At 59.5% G+C, this 18,116-nt stretch carries 15 protein-coding genes; 2 read left to right on the top strand and 13 right to left on the bottom strand.

Annotated elements, in window-relative coordinates; genetic code table 11:
• Positions 1-131 precede the first annotated feature (131 nt).
• The 4 genes from GQF00_RS12330 to leuS all read right to left on the bottom strand — a co-directional run bounded on the left by GQF00_RS12330 (position 132) and on the right by leuS (position 5,276).
• A complete protein-coding gene (locus GQF00_RS12330) occupies positions 132-989 on the bottom strand; it encodes a class I SAM-dependent methyltransferase (RefSeq protein WP_161319460.1) in 858 nt (285 codons plus the stop codon).
• Positions 990-1,258: 269 nt separating this feature from the next.
• Positions 1,259-2,260, bottom strand: a complete 1,002-nt coding sequence (holA, locus tag GQF00_RS12335) for a DNA polymerase III subunit delta (RefSeq protein ID WP_161319461.1) — start codon at positions 2,258-2,260, stop codon at positions 1,259-1,261.
• 1 nt (position 2,261) lies between these two features.
• Complete coding sequence (lptE, locus tag GQF00_RS12340) at positions 2,262-2,756, bottom strand: LPS assembly lipoprotein LptE (protein ID WP_161319462.1); 495 nt, start codon at positions 2,754-2,756, stop codon at positions 2,262-2,264.
• Between the two features lie 84 nt (positions 2,757-2,840).
• Positions 2,841-5,276 (bottom strand): leucine--tRNA ligase, encoded by a 2,436-nt coding sequence (gene leuS / locus GQF00_RS12345; protein WP_161319463.1) that lies wholly within the window; start codon positions 5,274-5,276, stop codon positions 2,841-2,843.
• Positions 5,277-5,459: 183 nt separating this feature from the next.
• Here leuS and GQF00_RS12350 point away from each other — a divergent pair, with 183 nt between their 5' ends.
• Complete coding sequence (locus GQF00_RS12350; protein ID WP_161319464.1) at positions 5,460-6,071, top strand: YdcF family protein; 612 nt, start codon at positions 5,460-5,462, stop codon at positions 6,069-6,071.
• A gap of 440 nt (positions 6,072-6,511) precedes the next feature.
• Here GQF00_RS12350 and GQF00_RS12355 read toward each other — a convergent pair whose 3' ends face one another.
• From GQF00_RS12355 to lnt, 5 genes are all read right to left on the bottom strand, one after another.
• Entirely contained in the window at positions 6,512-6,937 is a 426-nt protein-coding gene (locus GQF00_RS12355) for a TIGR01244 family sulfur transferase (protein WP_161319465.1), read from the bottom strand.
• A 23-nt stretch (positions 6,938-6,960) separates the two neighbouring features.
• Entirely contained in the window at positions 6,961-8,733 is a 1,773-nt protein-coding gene (locus tag GQF00_RS12360; RefSeq protein WP_161319466.1) for a SulP family inorganic anion transporter, read from the bottom strand.
• Between the two features lie 9 nt (positions 8,734-8,742).
• On the bottom strand, positions 8,743-9,975 hold the full coding sequence (locus GQF00_RS12365) for an FAD/NAD(P)-binding oxidoreductase (RefSeq protein WP_161319467.1): 1,233 nt from the start codon (positions 9,973-9,975) through the stop codon (positions 8,743-8,745).
• Positions 9,976-9,985: 10 nt separating this feature from the next.
• Positions 9,986-10,852: an MBL fold metallo-hydrolase gene (locus GQF00_RS12370; RefSeq protein WP_161319468.1), complete on the bottom strand. Its 867-nt coding sequence runs from the start codon at positions 10,850-10,852 to the stop codon at positions 9,986-9,988.
• 98 nt (positions 10,853-10,950) lie between these two features.
• The gene (gene lnt / locus GQF00_RS12375) at positions 10,951-12,423 is read right to left on the bottom strand and encodes an apolipoprotein N-acyltransferase (protein WP_161319469.1); all 1,473 of its coding nucleotides are present in this window, start codon (positions 12,421-12,423) and stop codon (positions 10,951-10,953) included.
• Positions 12,424-12,598: 175 nt separating this feature from the next.
• On the opposite strand from lnt, the gene GQF00_RS12380 reads away from it, so the two are divergent.
• Positions 12,599-13,981, top strand: coding sequence for a hypothetical protein (locus tag GQF00_RS12380; RefSeq protein WP_161319470.1), 1,383 nt, complete (start codon positions 12,599-12,601; stop codon positions 13,979-13,981).
• A gap of 74 nt (positions 13,982-14,055) precedes the next feature.
• Here GQF00_RS12380 and GQF00_RS12385 read toward each other — a convergent pair whose 3' ends face one another.
• The 4 genes from GQF00_RS12385 to GQF00_RS12400 are packed head-to-tail and all read right to left on the bottom strand — an operon-like array spanning position 14,056 to position 17,806.
• The gene (locus tag GQF00_RS12385) at positions 14,056-15,468 is read right to left on the bottom strand and encodes a rhomboid family intramembrane serine protease (protein ID WP_161319471.1); all 1,413 of its coding nucleotides are present in this window, start codon (positions 15,466-15,468) and stop codon (positions 14,056-14,058) included.
• Complete coding sequence (locus GQF00_RS12390; RefSeq protein WP_161319472.1) at positions 15,437-16,321, bottom strand: HlyC/CorC family transporter; 885 nt, start codon at positions 16,319-16,321, stop codon at positions 15,437-15,439. Before GQF00_RS12390 ends, GQF00_RS12385 begins: the two co-directional genes overlap by 32 nt.
• Positions 16,321-16,830 carry an rRNA maturation RNase YbeY gene (gene ybeY / locus GQF00_RS12395; protein WP_161319473.1) on the bottom strand — a complete coding sequence of 170 codons (510 nt, stop codon included), beginning with the start codon at positions 16,828-16,830 and terminating at the stop codon, positions 16,321-16,323. The genes GQF00_RS12390 and ybeY overlap by 1 nt, the downstream gene beginning before the upstream one ends.
• Positions 16,802-17,806, bottom strand: coding sequence for a PhoH family protein (locus GQF00_RS12400; RefSeq protein ID WP_161319474.1), 1,005 nt, complete (start codon positions 17,804-17,806; stop codon positions 16,802-16,804). The genes ybeY and GQF00_RS12400 overlap by 29 nt, the downstream gene beginning before the upstream one ends.
• Between the last annotated feature and the right edge of the window lie 310 nt (positions 17,807-18,116).

The raw sequence follows: 18,116 nt of genomic DNA on the forward strand, positions 1-18,116 counted from the left end.
AGCAATTAATAGGTAATAATGAATAATTAATAGCTAAAGGCAAAAGAAAGGTCCAAACCTAAAAGGCCGCACCAAGATTTGGGCGCGGCCTTTTTGTTTTCGGGTCTTCGTTATTAATTATTAACTATTAATTATTCATTGCCTTTCACGCTTGCTTCCATAATCCGCACCATCGGATTGCCGCGGGTTTGCGGGATGGGAAGCTGCCCGTAGTGATCCGCCGGGTTGTGGATCTGCAGGTCGTCGAAGCCGAGCTGTTTGAAGTGATTGATGGCTTCATCGTCGGCATGGAAATGAAAACCCACCTGGCTGCGCGACACGGCGCCGAGCATGTTGCCGAGCACTTTCAGGGTGCGGTAGAAGGGCATGCCGCGGTAGAGCGGATAGTTATCCGTGAGGTAGGTGCCTTGCGGGAACGCGCCCAGGGACGCTGCCAGTTTCTTCCAGAATTCGGAAATCACGTCCAGCGGGAAGTAGTTCACCAGCCCTTCGGTAATCACAACCACCGGTTTGTTCTGGTCCAGTTGCCCAAGGACATGATCCAGACTCAGTGCTCCCTCATCGGCAAAGATGTTGATCGGCATAACCCTGTGCCGATTGCTTAGCACCTTATGTTCCTGCAGCAGTTGTTGCTTGCGGCGGGCCATGTCTGGCAGGTCTGTCTCGATGTAGGTCAGTTGCGGGTATTGCTGGCAGAAACGGTGGCCGCGGGGAGACAGACCGCAGGCAATTTCCACCACCTGGGTGACGCCGCTGTCGATCAGCTGGTGCAGGCGGTGGTCGATCAGGTGATGACGTTGCAGCAGAAATGTACGAATGTTGCCGCCAACGATGTGGCGTCCCACGTATTCAAATGGCGCCAGTGCGCCGTACAGGAAGGCGCCTCCACGGGTGCGGAAGAACGGCGCAGAGATGCCGTCACGGGTCCAGACGTGGCCAGTGTACAGGGCGGTAAAGCTGATGGAGGAGGTATCGCGGGGTTCGCTCATTGTTGTTCTGCTGCTGTTGATCGTGGACTGACAGGCTAGCAGAGTTTGAGGTTCCGGTGATGGCCATTTGGGCCAAATGGCTGTTCGGAAAGGCAAGATTCAGAGTGGGAGCATGGCTGGGCTGGTGACGCGCTCTGCAGGAGCCTGCCTCCAGGCGATTCGCTTGGGTAAGGGATGAGTCTCGAGGGACAAGAAGCGAGCTGCGAAAGGCAAAAAGCCGGTAGTCTGTTTTGCGTGTTGCAGGAAGTGTGTTGTGTGCAGCGTTCCTGCTACCGCTCCATACTCCGCGGCAGCGGCTTGCCCGCCAGCCGCAGCGCCAGATTGGTAATGTGCTGCCAGGGATCGCCCTTGGCCATACCTTTGACGCACTGGTCGGCGCGGATGGCGCTGGCCTGGGCGGCGCGGATCTGTTGCGAGTTGAGTCGTTGGGCCTGGGCCTGCATGGCGCGGGCCCGTTGTGGTGGCAGACGTGGCGGCGGGCCGCCGGCGATCATGCCATCGAGCATGCGGATGTCGCGGCTCAGGGCCCACAGGAGAACCGGGGGTTCGACACCCTCGGCTTTCAGGGTCTGGATGATATGCATTACCCGATGGGCATCGCCCTGGGCGGTGGCTTCAGTGAGATCGAAAGGGGAGTAGCGGCTGGAATCGCCCACCGCCTGCTGTACGTCTTCCGGACTGACCTGGCCGTTTTCCACCAGCAGGGACAGCTTGTCCACTTCCTGTGCGGCAGCCAGCAGGTTCCCTTCGCTGCGCTCGATCAACAATGCCATGGCATCATCGTTGGCATGCAGGCCACGACTGGCGAGACGGTCCTGAAGCCAGTTACGCAGGTTGTTGCCTTCCACTGGCCACACCTCAACGATGGCGCCAACTTCATCCAGGGCTTTTACCCAGGCACTGTTCCAGTCCTTGCGACGATCCAGCTTGGAGCACTGGATCAGCAGCAGGGTGTCTGAGGAGGGCGCGGCGAAAAGATCGCGGAGGATCTGGCTGCCATTCTTGTCCGGTCGTTTGCTGCCCAGCATCAGTTCCAGAATGCGGCGGCCACCAAACAGACTCATGCTCTGGGCTTCGTTCAGCAGGGCGTTCCAGTCGATTCCGGTATCGGAAGAAAAACGATGGCGTTCCTCAAAACCTTGATCACGGGCGGCCCGGCGCAGGTCGTCGAGCAGTTCCTGTTGCTGCAGGGGTTCGTCACCGGCGACCAGATACACCGGTTTCAGGTCCGCAGACAGGTGCTTGCCGAGTTGCTCCGGGCGCAGCCGCATCTCAGTAGGGCTCCCAGCGCTGTGAGGCGGTGGCGACCTGGTTGATCAGGCGGATGGTCATGTCCTCATAGAGGTCATCACGGACCAGATCTTCTTCATCGGAAGAGGCGGTGGCGTTTTCCGGGTACCAGGGCAGGGTCCGAATGGCGCGCAGTCGGGCCGGGGTGGTGAGCAGGGCGCCGGTTTTGCGGTCCTGGAGATGCCAGTAAAGGGTATAGCGCAACTCAATTTCTGCCTGGCGGCCCTGGGCATCCACTGCTGAGGTGCGGCGCATCCAGTCTTCGTCATCAATAATCAGCAGGTAGGGGGACTCGCCGTGCACCAACACGCCTTGTTTCTCCAGCTGGTCTTCCAGGCTGTAGCGCAGCTCGGTGCTGGCCCCGCTGAGAGTGAGGCTTTCCACATTGGGTTTGTGGGTTGCGCCACGTAGCTGCCAGCCACAGGCGCTGAGCAGCAGGGTCAGTAGCAGGGTGATGATGCCAGCAACAGCCTTCATGGAAACCTCATGATCGGGCAGCGGTTCGGTTTATTTCAGGGCGGAATTCCTGCGGGAAAAGTCCGCCGGTTTCCGCCCTGCAGTTTAGTTGGCGACGATATTGACCAGCTTGCCCGGTACCACGATGACCTTGCGAATGGTCTTGCCATCAATGAATTTCTGCACATTGGGCTCGTCCTTGGCAAGGGTTTCCACCGCATCCTTGTCAGCATTGGCGGGCACATTCAGTTTGGCGCGTACCTTGCCATTCACCTGTACCACCAGCTCGATGCTGTCCTTCACCAGGGCGCTTTCATCCACGCTGGGCCACTGGGCTGTCAGTACGGTGTCATTATGACCCAGCGCTTGCCACAGGGTGTGGGCCGCGTGGGGAATGATGGGAGCCAGCAACAGTACCGCCGCTTCCAGCGCTTCGTGTTTCACTGCCGCATCGCCTTCAAAACGGCTGACTTCGTTGATCAGCTCCATCACTGCGGCAATGGCGGTATTAAAGGTATGGCGACGGCCATAATCGTCGCTGACCTTCTGGATGGTTTCGTGGGTCTTGCGACGCAGGGCCTTGGCATCGTCGTCCAGGCTTTCTGCGTTCAGAGCGCCGGGCAGGCCGGCGTCCACATGCTCGGCCACTTGCCGCCACAGACGCTTGATAAAGCGGGAGGCACCTTCCACGCCGGAATCGTTCCATTCCAGGGACTGCTCGGGGGGCGCGGCGAACATGATGAACAGGCGCACGGTGTCGGCACCGTATTGTTCAATCATTTCCTGCGGGTCCACGGTGTTACCCTTGGACTTGGACATCTTGGCGCCGTCTTTCAGCACCATGCCCTGACACAGCAGTTGCTTGAACGGCTCGTCGGAATCCACCAGGCCGCTGTCGCGCAGCAGTTTGTGGAAGAAGCGTGAGTACAGCAGGTGCAGGATGGCGTGTTCAATGCCGCCCACATACTGATCCACCGGCAGCCAGTAGTTGGCGGCGGCGGGATCCAGCATGGCCTGATCGTTCTGGGTGCAGCAGTAGCGGGCGTAGTACCAGCTGGACTCCATGAAGGTGTCAAAGGTGTCCGTTTCGCGCAGGGCGGGCTGGCCATTAAAGGTGGTTTTGGCCCATTCCGGGTCGGCTTTGATGGGGCTGTTGACGCCGTCCATTTCCACGTCGGTGGGCAGCACCACCGGCAGCTGGTCTGCCGGGGTGGGGTGCAGCTCACCGTCTTCAGTTTCCACCATGGGAATGGGGGCGCCCCAGTAGCGCTGGCGGGACACGCCCCAATCGCGCAGACGGTAATTCACTTTCTTCTCGCCAAGGTTGCGCTCGGTCAGCCAGGCAGCAATAGCATCAAAGGCTTCGGCGGAGGTTTTGCCGCTGAATTCGCCGGAGTTCACCAGCCTGCCTTTCTCGGTGAAAGCTTCGTTGTCCAGATCAATGTTCTCGCCGTTAGCCGGCTCGATAACCTGCTTGATCGGCAGGCCGTATTTCTGGGCAAACTCGAAATCGCGCTGGTCATGGGCGGGTACTGCCATGACTGCGCCGGTGCCGTAACCCATCAGCACGAAGTTGGCGATCCACACCGGAACCTGTTCACCGCTGATCGGGTGTTTGGCGGTAAGACCGGTGGCAATGCCTTTCTTTTCCATGGTGGCCATGTCGGCTTCGGCCACCTTGGTGTGCTGGCATTCTTCCACGAAGGCGGCCACGTCGGCATTGTCGGCAGCGGCTTTCTGCGCCAGCGGGTGCCCGGCGGCCACGGCCACATAGCTCACGCCCATGACGGTGTCCGGGCGGGTGGTGTAGACGCGCAGCGGGTCTTCTCCGTCAATGGCGAACTCCAGCTCGACGCCCTCGGAGCGGCCGATCCAGTTGCGCTGCATGGTCTTGACCTGTTCCGGCCAGCCATCCAGCTGGTCCAGGTCGTTGAGCAACTCGTCGGCATAATCGGTGATCTTGATGAACCACTGGGGAATGTTTTTCTGTTCCACCGGGGTATCGCAGCGCCAGCAGCAGCCTTCAATGACCTGCTCGTTGGCCAGCACGGTCATGTCGTGGGGGCACCAGTTCACGGTGGACTGTTTGCGGTAGACCAGGCCTTTTTCATACAGCCTGGTAAAGAACCACTGTTCCCAGCGATAGTATTCCGGGGTGCAGGTGGCCAGTTCACGATCCCAGTCGTAACCGAAGCCCAGGCGCTTGAGCTGGCCCTTCATGTAGTCGATGTTCTCGAAGGTCCACTTGGCAGGCGCCACCTTGTTCTTGATGGCCGCGTTTTCCGCCGGCAGCCCGAAGGCATCCCAGCCCATGGGCTGGAGCACGTTCTTGCCCTGCATGCGCTGGTAGCGGCTGATCACGTCGCCGATGCTGTAGTTACGCACATGGCCCATGTGCAGACGACCGGAGGGGTAGGGGAACATGCTCAGGCAATAGAACTTTTCCTTGCCGGCCTCTTCGGTGACCTTGAAGCTTTGGTTATCCTCCCAGAACTGCTGGGCTTGGGCTTCGATCTGATCGGGGCGATACTGTGCGTCCATCGGGTCTCTTTCTGATCACAATAACAACGGAAATGGGGTGCGGAACCTTTGGGTGGCTTTTGGGCCAGAATAGATCAAGGGTACCGGCAAAGGAGACATAGGATACATGAGCTGGGCACGGATTTCTCAATGCGCTGGGGGTATTCGCGGTTTTTGTCGGACCGGATACCGGGAGTCTTGCCCATGGCGCTGACCTGGCTGGCACTGATGGTGCTGGTGGGGGCAACCCTGCCGGCCATTGTGCGGGGGCTTTTGCCGCCGTTGCCACGACGCATTGCCGGGGTGACGCCTCAGGCGGTAGTGGTGCTGGGCGCAGGCCGACGGCAGCGAAACGGCCAGTTTTCCCTGACCACGCGCGGGTTGCGACGACTGCAGCTGGCGGCCAGATTGGCCTATGAGCATGGTTTGCCGCTCGTGGTCAGCGGCGGGATGAAACATGGGCTTAAGCTCAGCGAGCCTTCCGAGGCGGAACTGATGGCGGAGCAGGTGCGTCGCCACTGGCCTCAGTTAACGGTGTTGCTGGAAGGCGATAGCCGTAGCACCTGGGAAAATGCGGTCAAGACCGCCGAGTTGCTGGCGGATCAGCAAATTGATGAAGTGATTCTGGTCAGCGATCGCATCCATTTGCCCCGTGCGCTGCTGTGCTTCCAGAGTCAGGGGGTGCTGGCCCAGGCCGCCTGGCAAAAACGTCTCCCCAAACAGGCCTGGCGTCCCTCCGCCGGAGCGTTATCCATGGTGCCGGAGATCTGGTACGAGTGGCTGGCGTTGGTGTGGTATCACCTGCGGTACTTATAGCTACGAGCTACGAGCTACGCTCGATTTGATAGAAAAACCTGGAAAAGTTCCCCGGGTTTTCCGAAGAACGTGAATGCCTTCCAGATCGTTGAGTTCGGCGCAACCAGATATCCTGTGACCCAGTAGGAACGTGGCGCAGCGGAGTAACGCACGAAGTGTGGCCCCGAAGTGGGCGTAGTGAATAACCTATGCTTGCATGGCGATACGAGCCACAGCGAGGAATGGGAGATGCCTCTTTTCTACGAAGCCCTGCAGGAACACCGTTTAGGTTGCGAACCGTGCGTAGCACGGCATCCACTGAAGGGCGATCAGGCGCTTCAGTGCTCCACAGGTCTCTGGGAAACCTCCCCCTTTGGTTGGCTCGCTGCGCTCGGTTCGTCCCCTGGAAGGGAACGCCTACTGATTTATTGCCGCATTGCGGCTAGCGGTTTGCAGCGAGCCTACCCCCGACGCTGATCCAGCCTGCCGGTCAAACCACTCAGGTCGTAGCCTGCGGCCGCGGCAGTCTTGAGGATGGTGTCGTTGTCCAGTTCATCGGCCTGGCTCAGGGCCCACAGGGTGGTGCAGCGGGTGCCGGTGCGGCAGAAGGCGAGTATCGGGGTTTCCGCCAGGGAAACGATGGCGTCGAAACCGTCTATGTCGGTTTCGCTGATGTTGCTGCCCACTACCGGCTGATGGGCATACTCCAGTCCTGCGGCTTCGGCGGCGGCGGCCATTTCGGCGCTGCTGGGCTGGTCTTCCGCTTCACCATCGGGGCGGTTGTTGATGACCATCTTGAAGCCCGCTTTGGCCAGTTCGGCCATGTCTTGCGGTTGCAGCTGTTCGGCGACAAAGAGGGTATCGGTCAATTTCCTGGTAGTCGTCATGGGGACTCCTTGATGATTTGTTGTCAGCTTACCGGGGTGTGTGGGGGCTGCAAGTCCTCTTCGCGTTTAGGGGGCTGTTGTTCGATGCATTCCGGTGCCAGATCCTGCATGGCCAGGTAGTGGGTCAGGTAGATCTTGCCGCTGAGTTGTTCGGTAAAGTCGGCCCGTTTCATCTGGTCCATCACCGGGCCCTTGATCTCCGAGAAGTGAAGGGTGATGCCCGCGTCGTTTAGTCTGCGGTTGAGGCTGAGCAGTCCGTCAATGGCACTGGCATCAAGATGGTTGATGGCGGTGCCCATCAGGATCACGTGTTCGGTCTGTGGTCGTTGCAGCGCCGCATCGTAAATCTGGTCTTCCAGACGGCGGATGTTGGCGAAGTACAGGGATTCGTCGATGCGCATGCCCAGAATTCGTGGTGAGACCTTCACCTCGTGGCGCTGCACATTGCGGAAATGCTCGGTGCCGGGCACCAGACCAATCTCGGCCACATGGGGCTGGTTGGTGCGCCACAGATACAGGGCCAGGGAGCTGATCACTCCGGCCATGACGCCGGCTTCCACGCCCCAGCCCAGTACACCGACTATGGTGATCATCATGGCGGTGAAATCCAGCCTGGAGAAATGCCAGGTGTGCCTGAGGGTGGGCAGGTCCACCAGCGACAACACCGCCACCACAATGGTGGCGGCCAGGGTGGCCTTGGGCAGGAACACGAATAGCCCGGTGAGAAACAGTGCTGTCAGTGCGATGCCGATGGCGGTGAAGACACCGGCCATGGGGGTCTGGGCGCCGGCGTCGAAGTTCACCACCGAGCGGGAAAATCCACCGGTTACCGGGAAGCCGCCGCTGAAGGCGCTGGCCAGGTTGGCGGTGCCCAGGCCCATCAGTTCCTGGTCCGGATTAATGCGCTGGCGCCGCTTGGCCGCCAGGGTCTGGGCCACGGAAATGGATTCCACAAATCCGATCAGGCTGATCAGCAGGGCAGGGACCAACAGTTGCTGCCACAGCCCCAGGTCCATGGTGGGCAGGATGAAGCCGGGCAGGCCTCCGGGGATGTCTCCGACAATGGCCATGCCGTCCTGATCCAGACGCAAGCTGGCGGCAAGCAGGGTGGTGACCAGCACCGCCAGTACCGGCCCGGCCTTGCTGATCAGGTCCGCCCAGAATGGCGACAGCCCCATTTTTTGCAGCAGGGGCTTGAACGATTTGCGCACCCAGAACAGGAAGGCGGTGGCAAGGCCACCCAGAATCACCGTGGGCCCGTGAATATCGGGCAGGTGATGGTAAAGAGATGCCCCCAGTTCATAGAGATTGTGTCCACTGAGGGGCACGCCCAACAGGTGCTTGAGCTGGCTGGCAGCAATCAGGATGCCGGAGGCGGTGATAAAGCCGCTGACCACCGGGTGCGATAACAGGTTGGCAATCCAGCCCAGTTTGAACAGGGCCATGAGCATCAGGATGGCACCGGACAGGGCGGCCAGAATAATGGCTGCAGCAATGTATTCCGGCGTGCCAGCCGCAGCAATTTCACTGGCGGCGGCGGCGGTCATCAGCGATGCCACGGCTACCGGGCCCACGGCCAGAGTGCGGCTGGAGCCAAATACGGCATAGGCCACCAGTGGCAGAATGCTGGCGTAGAGCCCCACTTCCGGGGGCAGGCCGGTGAGCATGGCGTAGGCCAGGCTCTGCGGTATCAGCATGATGGTCACGATGATCGCCGCGACACCATCCTGGGCCGCGGTCTGCCGGTTATAAAGCGGCAGCCATCGGGAAGCGGCTACCCAGCCAGGAAGTTTCATCACTGTGCCCTACAGCTTTTCCGGTTTTGCCAGCCATTCGTGCCCTTTCAGCATCATGGAGAAGTAGATGCGTGGCATGGCGTAGCGCTTGAGCCACCACATGCTGGTGCGGGCCACAGCAGGGTTGAGCGGGAAGCTCGGTTGCAGCTTGCCACCATAACCAAACTCGGCCAGCACCACCTTGCCCTGTTCCACGGTGAGCGGGCAGGCGCCGTATCCGGTGTAGCGGGCGGTCATGGGGCGGTTGTCGAGGTGGGCGAGCAGGTTTTCTGCTACCACTGGCGCCTGCTTGCGCACGGCGGCCGCGGTCTTGGCATTGCTGGCACCACATGCATCTCCCAGGCTGAATACATTGGTGTAATGGGGGTGTTGCAGGGAGGCCTCATCCACGGCGACCCAGCCGCCTTCATTGGCCAGTTCGCTGTCGCGGATGAATGCCGGGGCGCGCTGCGGTGGCACCACATGGAGCATGTCGAAGGATTCGGTACGCTCGCGGGTGCTGCCGTCTTCAGCGGTATCACGGAAGGTGGCAGTCTTCGCCGGACCATCCACGGCAATCAGGGTGCTGGTGAAATTCAGGTTGGCGCCGTAGCGCTTCACGTATTCCATCAGCGGTGGCACAAACTCGGACACACCGAACAGTACGCCGCCGGTATTGTGAAACTGCACGTCAATGTCGCCCAGGTGGCCCTGCTTCTCCCAATGATGACAGGACAGGTACATGGCTTTTTGCGGGGCGCCGGCACACTTGATGGGCATGGCCGGTTGGGTAAACAGGGCACGGCCTTTCTTGAGCGATTGCACGCACTCCCAGGTGTAGGGTGCCAGGTCGTAACGGTAGTTGCTGGTGACACCGTTCTTGCCCAGGGTCTCTTGCAGGCCGGCAATGGCGCCCCAGTCAAGTTCCAGGCCGGGGGCCACCACCAGGCTCCGATAGCTCAGATGCTGGCCATTGTCCAGGGCCACCAGGTTGTGCTGCGGCAGGAAGCGTGTCACCCGGTTGCGAATCCACTTGGCATTAAACGGGATCAGCGAGGCAGTGGAGCGGCAGGTTTCAGCGGGGTTGAAACAACCGCCCCCCACTAGCGTCCAGGCCGGTTGATAATAATGGCGATCGCTGGGCTCCACGATCGCCATGGACAGAGAGGGGTTGCGCTTGAGCAGGCTGGCCGCCGCTGCGATGCCGGCAGCGCCGCCACCCACTACCACCACGTCCCAGACAGACATCTCATCCATTGGCATGGCGCGCTCCTTATAATGCGTTCAGCGGAATTTTCAGGTAGCTGACGCCGTTGTCTTCTGCGGGGGGCAGGTGGCCAGCGCGCATGTTGACCTGCACCGACGGCAGGATCAGGCGCGGCATGTCCAGAGTGGCATCGCGGGTTTCTCGCATGGTGACAAAGTCTTCCTCGCTGACACCTTCGTGCACATGAATGTTGTGCTGGCGTTGATCGCCCACGGTGGTTTCCCAGACAAACTCCTGGCGGCTCTCCGGCAGGTAGTCGTGGCACAGGAACATGCGGGTTTCGTCCGGCAGGGCCAGCAGTTTCTGGATGGACTGATACAGGGTGCGAGCATCACCACCGGGGAAATCGCAGCGGGCGGTGCCGTAGTCGGGCATGAACAGGGTGTCGCCGACGAAGACCGCATCGCCAATCACATGGCTCATGCAAGCCGGGGTGTGGCCTGGCGTGTGAATAGCCCGGGCTTCCAGATTGCCTACCTTGTAGGTTTCGCCATCCTTGAACAGATGATCGAACTGACGGCCGTCGCGGGCAAACTCGGTGCCGGCGTTGAAGACCTTGCCGAAGGTTTCCTGCACGGTGCGGATGTGTTCGCCAATGGCCAGCTGGCCACCCACCTGTTGCTGAATCCAGGGCGCAGCAGAGAGATGATCGGCGTGCACGTGGGTTTCCAGCAGCCAGTCGACGGTGAGGTTTTCCTGTTTCACATAGTCGACGATCTGCTGGGCACTGGCGTGTTCTGTTCGCCCCGCATTGGGGGCGTAATCCAGCACGGAATCCACGATGGCGCAGTGGCGGGTTTCCGGATCGGTGACGACATAGCTGACCGTATTGGTGTCGTGATCGAAGAACGCTTTAACTTCTGGGCGTGACATGGTGCTCTCCCGTTGGGAATCGACAATGTCACAGTTATAGGCCGCCTGGCGACCAAAGTCAAATTAGCTATAAGCATATATCAAAAAGAAATATGCGGTCATTTCCTGATTCGGAATCGTGCTCCCGCCACCAGCAAGATCACTGCCAGCACCAGCCAGGGCCAGACGCCGGTGATCATGAACGGGGTCGTGCCCTGGCGGGGCTGGTACTGACTGAGCAGTACATCCCGCTCAAATTGGGGCAGGGCATCCACCACCTTGCCGTGATCATCAATCACTGCCGTGACCCCGTTATTGGTGCCGCGCAGTAACCAGCGGCCGGTTTCCAGGGCGCGCATCCGGGCCATCTGGAAATGCTGAAGCGGGCCGGCAGAGGTGCCGAACCAGGCGTCGTTGCTGATGGTAATCAGGGCATCGGCGCCATGGCTGCGGCTGGCCACCTGTTCCGGGTAGAGGATCTCATAACAGATAAAAGGCGCGATGGTGTGGCCCAGTGCATTCAGGTTGGGCTGTGTCGGGTTGCCTGCCGTGAAGCCGGACATGGGCAGGTCAAAGAACGGAATCAGGCCGCGGATCAGCGATTGCATGGGGACATACTCGCCGAATGGCACCAGCTTCTGTTTGTGATAGACCCGCTCGAGCCCGTCCTCCCCGCGCAGGGGAATCGCCGCAATGCTGTTGCGGTAGGTGATGCCGCCGTTGTCCACCGTGCGCCAGGGGACCCCGGTGATAAAACCACCGCCCCGGGCTGCCAGTGCTTCACCTTCCTGTTCCACAAAATCAGTAATGGTTTGATAGAACTCGGTGAGCGCCGATTCCGGCCAGATCACCAGATAGCCATCAGGGATGGTGGCGGTGAGATCATGATAGATCTCCCGGGTGCGCTCACGCATGGAGAGCTGCCACTTGAGGTCCTGGGGGATATTGCCCTGCACCAGGGCCACTGGCTGCATCTCGCCACTGGGGCGAGTAAAGGTCAGCGTATGGGCGATGCCTGTGCTAGCCAGTACCAGCACAGACAAGGCCGCGGCCAGCCATCGCTGGGGGCCCGGCAGGCGAAGCTGAATTACCGTGCTGGCGAGCAGAACAGCGGTCAGGGTGAGTAGCCACACGCCACCGATGGGGGCGAGCGGGGAGAAGGGAGTATCGATCAGGCCATACCCGGCATACAGCCACGGGAAGCCGGTGAGCAACCAGCCTCGCACCCAATCCAGTACCAGCCAGCTCCCGGCAAAGACCAGGGCGGAGCGCCCCAAACGCCAGCTGACATAAAAACTCAGCCCGTAGAACAGTGCCAGGAAGGCGGCAAAGATGGCGGTAAACGGAATGGCCATCCACAGCGGCATAAAGCCGTAATCATGCATGGAAACATGCACCCAGCTGATGCCGAAACCGAATATGCCCAGCCCGTAGAGCCAACCGCGCAGAAAGGCTTCGCGGGCAGAATCGGCCTGTTGCAGGCAGAAAAAGCCGGCGCCGATGCTGACAAACAGCATGGGCCACAGGTCGTAAGGTGCAAATGCCAAGGGAAAGAGCAGGCCGGCAATCAACGCCAGCAAACGATCTCGCATGGAATTCCTCATTTCATACCGGCAAGCCAGCCGCCTGGCGGTGGGTAATGGAGCTGCCGAAAAAAATTGAATAAAGTGGCAGCAATAATAACGATCAACCGTCGGGGGGAGTTGAACTTTAAACGTTCGACTCAATCAGCCCCGAAACCGGAATGATTGCTTTGGGGGCATCATAGTGAATCGCTTTTGCAAGTACCATCCGGGCACGGAAGCGCTCTGGTTTTGTGTTCATGATGGGCTGTTTCTGTGTCAGCAATGTGTGGATGGCCATGATGACAATTACCACGAGGCCCGTTGCCTGCTGTGTAACCAGTCTGTTGAGCCCACCGAGCAGGAAGGCTCTTCGCCGCTCTGGCAGCAGGTGGATCAATACCTGCAATATCCTCTGAATTTCAAACTGCTGCCGGTGTTGCTGATCTGGGCTGTGGTGGCGGCAGTGATTCCTCCTCTTCCCATGTTGCTTGCCTTCACTGTTTTGGGCGGTATACCGGCGTTTGGTTTTGCTCAGGCGATCATGGCAGACAAGGCGCAGCCACGACGCAGTCATCAGCGTGGACGGCTGCCGGGCTGGCAGGATCTGTCATCGGGTCTGGGTTGGAAAGGGGCTCTGTTGCAGGCAGTGCCGGCCATCATATTGCTGACTGCAGCAGTGACCGTGATGATCTGGGTATCGGCCCCTGTCGGCCTGGTATTAGGGGTGGTAGCCATGTTGCTGATGCCAGCCCTGTGGTTATCGATTCAGGTTCAGGGGGTTGATCCAGGTGCCTGGGCGGCAGCGCTGACTTACATGGTTTCTGCCCCCCGGGATTATCTGGCGGCCGCATTGCTGGGCGCGGTCGGCTGGTTGTCCAGTGTGGCGATAGTCATGGTGCTCATGGATGTCCTGCCCGAACCGCTTGTTCAGGCGGTGGGCGGCGCTCTGGCCGGATACTGGTGGCTCTCCCTGGCAGCAGCTTGTGCTGCCATGCTGGGGCGTCACGGTCGTCTCTGGGGGTTGAATCCCGGTGCAACCAGGGTGACCCAGCCTCTGGCAGAGCGACGCCAGCGTGTCCTGCTTTGTGCTGGTCGTTTCGAGAAAGTGTTGCTGTCCACGGCGAAGGTGGTGAAAACAAAGAAAGCCAGGCTGGCGGACTGGAAACAGTACGATCAATTGCTGCGGATTACAGGAAAAGACCAGGAGCGCCAGCAGCAGGTGGAGCCATACCTGGATGCGCTGGTTGTGGCCGGAGACTGGGCGACCGTGATGCAAGTGCTTAATGAGCAGCGTCAGCGGGATGCCAGTTGGTTGCCTGCGGCACCGTCAATCAGGCTGGCCATCGCTCAGGGGGTTTACGATCAGGCGCCGAAGATGGCGGTAGCTCTGCTCAAGGATCTGCACCAGCGTCACCCGGATTTCACCGGGTTGGGGGAGGCGTATTTGTTGCTGGCCAAAACCCTGAATGAAAAATTTGGCCTTGCCGGTAAAGCGGAGCAGTATCTGCGCTTTGTGGAAGGGCATTGCCGGGAAGCGAAATTGCGGATGCAGGTGAGCGAGTTGCGACAGGCATGGTCAGAATAGTCTTCTGTCTTGACTGGTCAAGGTGGGATCAAATTTTTGATTGTTGTAACTCGACCTTTTTATTTCCGCTGACTCTAGTCCGGCAGCGCCTTGGCCCGGTGATTCAGTCCTTCCCTGAGCAAAGCTTCCCGTAGAATCTGTAGCGCCGTTTTGCAGTGTTCCTTCTCGGCTGGGTTCGCGGCGTGTTGCATGGCAAGCTGCTCTGCATGCTGGAATTCCCGGGCGTGGGTGAGTGTGATCACCAGTTGCCAGAGGGTGGCTTCCGGTAGTGGTTCTGCGGTGCGTTGCTTGTACTGTTTCCAGTGATGAACGATCTGGGTGGCCTGGCCTGTATCGTTGGCGTTGTGGTTGAACAGGGCGGTGGCGGTTTGCTGCAAGTCTTCCTCCGTCGCCTGTCGCATTTGCTGGGCAGTGAAAAGACCTGTGAGTGCGTCAAACAGCTGCGGATCGGTTTTCAGTGCGTCCTGGAAATGCCGTTCGGCGCTAGCGCCTTCCAGTTTGCCCAGTGCATCCCATCCCCGCGCCAGGGCCTGCTGTTGATCGGGACTGAGCGATGGTCCGAATTGCCGGGTTTCGGGTGCAGCATTCTGCCGTGGCTGTATCAGTATGGCGAGCAGGGCGCCGCCAAGACCTGCCAGCAAGCCCGCTGACAGGTTCGCCACCCAGGGCGGCTGGCTCAAAGTGAGGGCTGCCAGCAGGGTGATCGGAAGCAATACCAGGCTCCAGGCCGGAAGTGTCCGCGTCGTGCGTTTCGTCTTGCCGGTGGGTAGAGAGAACACCACGGGCGTGCGTGATAGGGCGCTAGTGGCTGCAAGCAGCCCAACGATACTGGGAGCCAGACCATGCAGAGGAGCCTGCCCCGGGGTAACCATAATCAGATAGCCGGCACCTGCCAGCAGGCTGCTGGCTAGCCAGATCACTACGACACGACCCGGGCCTAGCTGTCGTTCAAGGCGCAAAGCCGCCAAGCCAAGTAAAAACAGTGCCAGCAAGGTCAGCCACAGGGCGCCGCCAGTAAAAGGCGCAGTGAAGAAACGGGATGGACGGGGATCTGCGGCCGGCAGCCCCCAGCGGTACAGGGGGGACTGGGCCAGTTGCTGTGGCACCTGGTCGCGCAGCGTTCGCCATTGCTCGATCTGCTGGGCAGACCAGAAGTCGCCGGCACGTTTGTTGCTGTCTTCGATAAATTGTGGCGACAGAAGCGCGCTGGCATAGGCGTGCGGATTCCCGCTGCGGGCTTGCTCATCCAGGGTTTTGGCCTGCCTGGCGTTGCCGTTGAAGCGCAACCAGGAAAGATAGTTATTCCACTCCAGTTGTTGTAGGCCGCTGTTTGCATACCAGCTCAGGGCCGTTTGCTGGCCTTGCCCCGAATTCAGGAACTGGCTGGCCAGCAGCAGGCAACCCAATACCATGAGTGCCCAGGGAAGCGTCTTCCAATTGATGCCGGGACTGTTGTCAGTCGCTGGTCTGTTCTGTGGTGGGTTCATTATTGTTTTCCCCCGGTGGTGTTACGCGCAGCAATCGTATGGTTCGGCCATCGGCGCTGAGTACAGTGAAGCGGTAGCCGTTCAGGTCCACGCTTTCATCGCGCCCGGGTAGCCGCCCGAACTTCTGCATCACCAATCCCCCGATGGTGTCGAACTCTTCGTCGCTGAAGGTGCAATCAAAGTGTTCGTTGAAGTCGTCGATGGGCGTTAGCGCCTTGACGGTATATTCGTCGTTATCCAGATCCTTGATCAGGTAATCGTCGTCCTCGACATCATGTTCATCCTCGATTTCGCCGACGATCTGTTCCAGCACGTCTTCAATGGTGACAAGACCTGCAACCCCGCCGTATTCATTGACGACGATGGCCATATGGTTACGGCTGATGCGGAATTCTCGCAGCAGTGAATCGAGACGTTTGGATTCCGGTACTACCATAGCGGAACGGATGTGATCCTTGATGGCAAAACGGTCCATACGGGCAGGATCGAGGATCAGCGGTAGCAGATCCTTGGCCAGCAGCACCCCAATGACTTCATCCGGATCGTCACCAAGCACCGGGAAGCGCGAGTGCGCACAGTCGATGATGGTGGGCAGGAAGTCGCGTGGGTCCGAGCTGGAGCGGATGCTGACCATCTGCGAGCGCGGAATCATGATTTCCCGCACTTGCATGTCGGCCACACAGATGGCCCCTTCAATGATGCCGAGGGTATCCCCGTCAATAACGTCGCTATCGCGCATGGAGCGAATCAATTCCAGTAATTCTGACCGGTCACCCGGTGTGGATGTGAAGAACTGGCCGACACGCTCCAACCAACTTCGGCTGGTACCGTTATCCGAATAATCGTCTGACATCAGGGGGCTTGCTCCATGGTGTTGTCTGTTGCCTCGGCATAGGGATCATCAAACCCCTGGTCTGCCATGGCACGAATTTCCAGTGTTTCCATCACGATGGCGTCATCATCGTCGATATGGTCATAGCCGAGCAGGTGCAGCACGCCATGGGTGACCATGTGTGCCCAGTGTGCCTGCAGGGTTTTGTTTTGTTCATTGGCTTCCTGGCGCACCACGCTGTCGCAGATGATGATATCCCCAAGCAGGGGCTCGACAGCATCAGCGGGTAAGCCTTCCGGCATTTCGAAGGGGAAAGACAGCACATTGGTGGGTTTGTCCTTGCCGCGATAATCCCGGTTCAGTTCGCGGATTTCGTCTTCGTCCACAATGCGCAGGGTGATGTCTCCCACCACGCCACCTGCCACCTGAACGGCATGGCGCGCCCACGCCGATAACTGGCCGTCGTCCGGGGCATCCGGGGCCTCAGTTGCCCATTGGATATCAACGCTGGGTATCGGTATCCCGTTCATGGCGGTCGTAGGCCTCTACAATACGTTGAACCAGCGGATGACGAACCACGTCCTTGCTGTCGAATTTAGTAACGCCAATGCCTTTTACGTCTTCCAGCACTTCCAGGGTGTTGACCAGCCCGGAGCGTTGGTGGCGGGGCAGGTCCACCTGGGTGACGTCGCCGGTGATCACGGCACGGGTGCCGAAACCAATCCGGGTCAGGAACATCTTCATCTGTTCCGGGGTGGTGTTCTGGGCTTCATCCAGAATCACGAAACTGTTGTTGAGGGTGCGGCCGCGCATGTAGGCCAGCGGGGCAACTTCGATGATCATGCGATCCATCAACTTGGCCACTTTTTCGAAGCCCAGCATTTCGTACAGGGCGTCGTAAAGCGGGCGCAGATACGGGTCAATCTTCTCTGCCAGATCCCCGGGCAGAAAACCCAGCTTCTCACCGGCTTCCACCGCGGGGCGCACCAGCAGGATGCGCTGCACTTCTGCCTTTTCCAGGGCGTCCACCGCGCAGGCTACCGCCAGCCAGGTCTTGCCAGTACCCGCCGGACCCACGCCGAAATTGATGTCGTATTTCTGCACGCTTTTGACGTATTCGCGTTGATGTGCGCCGCGGGGCTTGATCTTTACCCGGCGGGTGCGGATGACCACATCGTCAGAAGGGAAGGGCACGGTATTGTCGGCACTGGTGCCGGTGGCTTTTTCGGCCACACTGGATTGCTGCAGGTGCAGATGCACCATTTCCGGCGTCAGTTCAGTGCCATCCAGAGTCTGCTCATAGAGTTCTGAAAGAATGGTCCCGGCAGCATCCACGAGATCTGCTTCACCAGACAAGTGAAACTGGTTACCGCGGTTGTGGATATCCACGTGCAGTCGGGTGGCTATCTGTTTGATGTGCTCGTCCAGATGGCCGCACAGACTGGCCAGGCGACGGGAATCGTTGGGTTCTAGACGAATGTGCTGTGAAGCGAGTGGTGTGTCCAAGATGGAAAAGGTGGCCCTGCGGGCTGTTGCAAAGGGTTTCAGAATACTCCGAAGGCGGGCTTCGGGGAAGTGAATTTGCTGTGTCGGATGATGGGCACCCTACCGCCGCAGACCACCAGGCTGCAAGAGGGGATGAATGACTGTCTGACAAGGAGGTCGAGGGGCCTTTTTGTGGCCTCTGGTTTGGTTACCCTTGAGCTACGAATCATTGCCGTTTGCTACATCTGACAGGCCCACTGTGCCGTAACTCTTCGGTGCACCAGTTTTTCTCCCCCTGGTGCCAATTCACGGACTCAATCAGATCAGGAGC

Source organism: Alcanivorax sp. DP30, from assembly GCF_009882945.1.
GTDB lineage: Bacteria > Pseudomonadota > Gammaproteobacteria > Pseudomonadales > Alcanivoracaceae > Alcanivorax.